8 protein-coding genes are annotated in these 5,435 nt (G+C 55.3%); 1 reads left to right on the top strand and 7 read right to left on the bottom strand.

The window, feature by feature from the left end:
* Positions 1-19 precede the first annotated feature (19 nt).
* Positions 20-1,033 (top strand): low-specificity L-threonine aldolase, encoded by a 1,014-nt coding sequence (gene ltaE / locus VJR68_RS21350; RefSeq protein ID WP_324150885.1) that lies wholly within the window; start codon positions 20-22, stop codon positions 1,031-1,033.
* A 100-nt stretch (positions 1,034-1,133) separates the two neighbouring features.
* Here the strand turns inward: ltaE and VJR68_RS21345 are convergent, their stop codons facing one another.
* The 7 genes from VJR68_RS21345 to VJR68_RS21315 all read right to left on the bottom strand — a co-directional run.
* Complete coding sequence (locus VJR68_RS21345; protein ID WP_324150883.1) at positions 1,134-2,330, bottom strand: hypothetical protein; 1,197 nt, start codon at positions 2,328-2,330, stop codon at positions 1,134-1,136.
* Between the two features lie 123 nt (positions 2,331-2,453).
* On the bottom strand, positions 2,454-2,756 hold the full coding sequence (locus tag VJR68_RS21340) for an NYN domain-containing protein (RefSeq protein ID WP_324150884.1): 303 nt from the start codon (positions 2,754-2,756) through the stop codon (positions 2,454-2,456).
* Between the two features lie 3 nt (positions 2,757-2,759).
* The gene (locus VJR68_RS21335; RefSeq protein WP_324150881.1) at positions 2,760-2,996 is read right to left on the bottom strand and encodes a hypothetical protein; all 237 of its coding nucleotides are present in this window, start codon (positions 2,994-2,996) and stop codon (positions 2,760-2,762) included.
* A 233-nt stretch (positions 2,997-3,229) separates the two neighbouring features.
* On the bottom strand, positions 3,230-4,042 hold the full coding sequence (locus VJR68_RS21330) for a class I SAM-dependent methyltransferase (protein ID WP_324150879.1): 813 nt from the start codon (positions 4,040-4,042) through the stop codon (positions 3,230-3,232).
* A 94-nt stretch (positions 4,043-4,136) separates the two neighbouring features.
* Positions 4,137-4,511: a hypothetical protein gene (locus VJR68_RS21325; RefSeq protein ID WP_324150878.1), complete on the bottom strand. Its 375-nt coding sequence runs from the start codon at positions 4,509-4,511 to the stop codon at positions 4,137-4,139.
* Between the two features lie 94 nt (positions 4,512-4,605).
* A complete protein-coding gene (locus tag VJR68_RS21320; protein WP_324150877.1) occupies positions 4,606-5,061 on the bottom strand; it encodes a DUF2269 family protein in 456 nt (151 codons plus the stop codon).
* Positions 5,062-5,155: 94 nt separating this feature from the next.
* On the bottom strand, positions 5,156-5,435 hold a 280-nt coding region (locus VJR68_RS21315; RefSeq protein ID WP_324150876.1), incomplete at its 5' end, for a hypothetical protein.

Raw genomic sequence — 5,435 nt, 5'->3', positions numbered from 1 at the left:
TGCTTTCGACACGACTAACATGATTGATCTGCGCAGCGATACGGTGACGCGGCCCACGGCGGCGATGCGCCAGGTCATGGCGGCAGCGGAGGTGGGCGATGACGTGTTCGGCGACGATCCCACCGTCAATCGCCTGCAGGAGACGCTTGCAGACCTGACCGGCCACGAGGCCGGTCTGTTCTTTCCGAGCGGCACGCAATCGAACCTCGCCGCGCTCATGGCACATTGCGGGCGCGGTGAGGAATTCATCATCGGCAGCCTGGGCCACAGCTTCAAATACGAAGCGGGCGGCGCGGCGGTATTGGGCAGCCTCTGGCCGCAGCCGCTGGAATACGAAGCCGACGGCACGCTGGACCTAAAGAAAGTTGCGGCGCTTATCAAGCCGGACGACGCACATTTCGCGCGTACGCGCCTGCTGGTGCTGGAAAATACCCAGAACGGCCGGGTGTTGCCGCTCGCGTACCTAAAAGCCACCGTGGAATTTGCGCACGCACACCAGCTCGGTATCCATTTGGACGGCGCGCGGGTGTTCAATGCCGCGGTGAAACTCGGCGTGCCGGTGAAAGAAATCACTCAGCACTTCAACAGCGTTTCGATTTGCCTGTCAAAGGGACTCGGCTGTCCCGTGGGTACGGTGCTGGTGGGCAAGCGTGAGTTGATTGCCAAGGCGCACCGCGCACGCAAAATTCTCGGCGGCGGCATGCGTCAGGCCGGCATTCTGGCCGCCGCCGGTTCATATGCGCTGAAACATCATGTGCAGCGGCTCGCGGAAGATCACGTCAATGCCAAAAAACTGGCGGAGGGTTTGGCGCAGATAAAGCAGATGAAAATTGATCCAACCGCGGTACAGACTAATATGGTATTTGCAAGCATTGCGACCGAGCATGTCAAACCACTGGCCGGGCATCTCAAGAGCGCCGGCATCCTCATCCTGCCGAATGCAAACCTGCGGCTGGTCACGCACCTGGATGTGAGCGCCGAGGATGTAGGGAGTGTGATTAACGCATTCCGGGGATATTTTGCCGGCCGCTGAACCCCGCGCCCATTGATTTCTAGGGTGCTCCTTTCTGGAAGATGCCTAACGCCATATTTGAGCCGCGCGTTGCTTTGAACCCCTCGGCTCGAAACATTTGTTATGTTTCAATCTTAGTCGGAACATCGTAGGCATGCACAGTGACCGTGAGTTCGCGATTCCGATCATCGCGATGGTGGAAGATGGTTCGCCATCCCGCTTCCCGTCGGTATTCCACGAAGTGTTTGAAATTCGGATGTGCTGCGATTGCGCCCTTGGCGGTCTCTAAGACACCAGAAAAGTCCTTGTTCCTGTTGAATAGAAGAACGGCAGTCTTGGTATCGCGCCAAGAGACGTACCCAAGAATTTGATCTAGTGTCTCAGCAAACATCTTCTCTCCCCTCCAAAATTTGCACTCGGCAATGAACACGTTCCTACCTTCAGCTCGAATCAAGATGTCAGTCTTGCCTTCGTAGTTGAACGTCTCCCCTGTGGCCTGTCCTTCGTATTGGCCGTTGAGCTGCACCAAGAAGTGCTGCCGAAGATCTTCCTCCTGCATTCCGGCGAATGCGCGTGGGCTTCGCTCCATTACCAAAACCATATTGTCGATAACGGACAGAATGTGTTCGTACTCTTTGGTATCTAGCGTCGGCTCTGGCTTGAACGCTGCCGTAGATGCCGTCGGAAGTCTTACGGCTGGCTTCCGCTTTATCTCAGGAGCTACATACGTCTTGGGAGCATTCGTCCGTTGTCGCATCGGGAATCCGAGAGACGATACCAAGCCCCGATTCGCAAGAATTTTCTCTTTTCTCCGCTTTACCGCTACCTGCGCCTCAGCTTGCACACCTCGATTGTGGCTGGCGACATCACTTTTGATCCATTGAAGGTAGCGGTTGATTTCAGCGAGGTCTCGATCGAATTGAGTTCTGATGCTTTGGGCATCATGTCCCGTACTGGTGTATGTCAGAACGAGTTCATTACCAGAAACGTCACCAATTGGTGACGCGGAAGTGAACGTGGACGGTCGGCAGTGGAATAGACCAGAGTCGCCTGAGAATGGGACGAAAAACTTGTTCGCTGTGCCACTGATATGAAAGGGGCGCGACCTGTCTCGAATATGCCGATCTCGATCACCGCTCACATCAATCTGAGTTTCAACCTGATCGACATAGATGTCGCTTTCGGCAAGGGAGATCGGCTCGACACGACATTCTTTAACCAGTGCCGAAACCAAATCATCCTCGCTCGAGTTGAGCAATTGGTCAGGATTCATCGATTCAACCTGGGCACGCATGGAGCCGAGTTTGTTCTCGAGCACACCTCGCAGATCGTACTGCGAAAAAAGATAATTTATGGATCCTCTCATGCCGCGCCCTCTGAAACATAACACTTGAGTTAAGCGGCGCGCGAATGCGCGTCCGCTTGGACGAATAGTAAGCACTCAGTATGCGAGGTGATTGAGAATCGGGTTGAGTGAGATGAATTTTGAGCAGCACTCGCGCAACTCTTTGGCGGCGTGGTCCCAGAAAACAACTTCGACTTTGAACCCATCCTCCATCAGCGGGCGCACTGAAGGGACAAAATCCGCATCTCCTGCAACCAAAGTAATCGTGTCTGTTGCTTTGTCTGCGATCGTATAGGCGTCCTTGGTCATCGCGGCGACGATCCCTGTATCGATCTTCTTTTCCTTGTTCGCGATGTTCCGGTCTTCAACGATCACTTGGAATCCAGCCCGTCGCGCTATGTCTCACAACGAGTCATTGGGCGGCGGGCGGCTTCCGAACAGCACGCAGCGCTTGATCTTCATTTTGTCTTTGCCTGCGATGAAGTGATGAAGGCGGCCAAAATCTATCTTGTAGCTGTTATCAAGAATTCGATTGTTCATGGCGTCATAGATGTTCATCGCGAGCCCCGATTCAACAGCCTTCACGCGCTTGCCCTCGATGAAGACGTTAGAGTTGTCGACATATACCAGTTCAGCCATGGAACTCTGCTTTGAGTGCTAACTTAAATTCGACCGCCTAAACGCAGGATGCAAACATTGCATTTAGGCAGTAATAAAAGCCGATGTGAGTAACATCATGGCCTTGGTATGTTTTATCACATCAAGACCTGCGCAGGGAGACGCACGTGTAAAAGTTGCGTTTGCTCCATCAGACCCGCGCCGCGCGAGGGTCGGCACGTGGAACCACTGGTTTGAGCGCAATGTCGCCACCGTCAGGCTTCAATCGAGATGACGTGCGCTTGGATCTTGCCATCTACGGGGTCCGGCCCAAATCGTTGCGCGATCGCCCGGGCCGCAGCATCTGTCGCTTCGCCAAGCCGCGACGCATTGCGTGCTTCGATCTCGTTGCGCAGAGGAGTGCCTTGGCAATACGCCACTGCAGGCACGTGGGGGGATTGTGCGCGGCTGCGCGCCGCAACCGTCTCTATCTTTGCGGGTTTCCGGAAACCGCCGCTGACGAGATCGCGTTCGATGGTCGGGAGGTTATGATAGCCGTGAGGCGTGCGGGCCAGAAAGCGCGGCGGGTCTTCGGGAAAGATGGACTCAAGCGCTGTCGTGACCGTATCGGCAAATTCGTTTTCAGTGATCCGATCCCACACATTGAAAATGAAGAGTCCCCCTGGCATGAGGACGCGGCGTACTTCGGAAAAGGCCTTGGACTTGTCGGGGAAAAACATCGCCCCGAACTGACAAACCACGGCATCAAAGGCGCCAGCCCCGAAGGGCAAGGCAAGCGCATCTGCTTGCCGCCACTCGACGGGCCGCACAGTTCCCGTTGCCGCTGCTTGGTCGAGCATGGCTTGATTCAAGTCTGTGGCGACGATGGAGACACTTTCGGGTAGCGCCGCGGCCAGAGCGCGAGTCACTACGCCGGTGCCGGCAGCAATTTCCAGGATGCGAGTTGGATTCCTCGAATGCAGTCGTGCCGCCAAGTCGGTTGCGTAAGGCTCAAAGATGAGCGGCACAAGATGCGTCTCGTAGAGCTTCGGTATGGAGCCGGTAAAGACCTTGTCCGTATCGGACATGGCGGGTATCTCCTACACGATTTGTTGCGTGCTACCGCCTGAACTCAGCCGACGGCAACCCGCGTAGCAGGCGAGCGTCCGGTTGGACGAACCGTCAGCCGCTACGGCCAAGTTCACTGCTTACATCTGTCGTATCGAGTTCGAATACGTGATTATCGTAGTCAAAGAAATACAGTGAACTGTCTGCCCTGGCAAGTATGTACTCCAGGTTCATCGCTTTGAGTTTCTCTACAGTTGCCAGGAGATCCGCTTTGGTGACATGGAAGGCGATGTGGTCGCCGGTGCGTTGCCGCTCAACGGTGGCTTTGGCGAGGAGGAACCAGGTATTGCCAAGGTTGATGAAAGTCTCGTCGTGTCCATCCGCGTCAACGCGGCGGACACTCTGGGTTGCGAACAAAGCCTTGAAAAGGAGAGCAGTACGCGCGGGGTCGGTTACGACAAGGGCTACGTGACTGATTGATTTGAGCACAGAGGACTCCTTATGAGGCTAACGCGCCAATTTTAGCGGCGTGAGCCCGCGTAGCGGGTAAGCGTCCGCTGGAATGATTTGTTGGGCGGCACAATCACCATGAAAGACTCGGCTTGGCGACCATGAGGTAAACAATGATGACTATGATGAGCCCCGACGCACCGCCAAAGAAACGCTCCAGCAACGAAACGCGTTTGTACGACGTTGAAGTAGGCCCGTTTGCCTCGAACAGCTCTATTTGCTTGTTTAGAAGCACGAGCGAACCCGTGAAAGCGACCGCACCAAGAACCCACAGAACCAGTGCAGTTTGGACCCATCTGAAGGTAAACGACCAAGCGTCATGTGTGAGCCACAGGCCAGTCACAACCATGAGTAGGTAACCTGGAATCACCACGAAAGCCACGAGGCGCTTTACGGCGCGGAGTACGAAGAGCCCGTGAACGGGATGGTCTCCATAGAATTCCATGACGATGCCCAGCCCCGCGCTTGTCCCCAGCGCGATAATGGCGATCAGAATGTGGAAAAACTTCAGCCACACGTATTCATTCATGCTGGTGTCGCCTAACGCTTGAGATAACCGGCGAGAACCCGCGCAACGGGCAAGCGTCCGGTTGAGCGAGTAGTTAGGTTGCACACGCAGTGAACTACCTGGCAATAGCTGGTTGATCGATAACCCAACGCCACGAACCATTGCTTTGCCTACGCGCGACCTCAGCCGTGATTGTGCCATTAGGCAACTGCGTGGAGGTAAGGGCAAGCTCTCCGCTGAATATGGCTGGCCGCTGATCCCCGACGTTGAATTTAACACCGGTTGCCAAAAAGCTGGCATAGAACGCGCGAATTTGTGCAGCGCCTTTCGCAACACTTGTATTGCCGGTAACCAACACCGCATCGGGCTCATACAATGCGACCATGCCGCCAACA

Source organism: Dyella sp. (assembly GCF_035277725.1).
GTDB lineage: Bacteria > Pseudomonadota > Gammaproteobacteria > Xanthomonadales > Rhodanobacteraceae > Dyella_B.
Note: the sequence above shows the minus strand (reverse complement) of the source record. Positions and strands in the feature narration are given on the sequence as shown.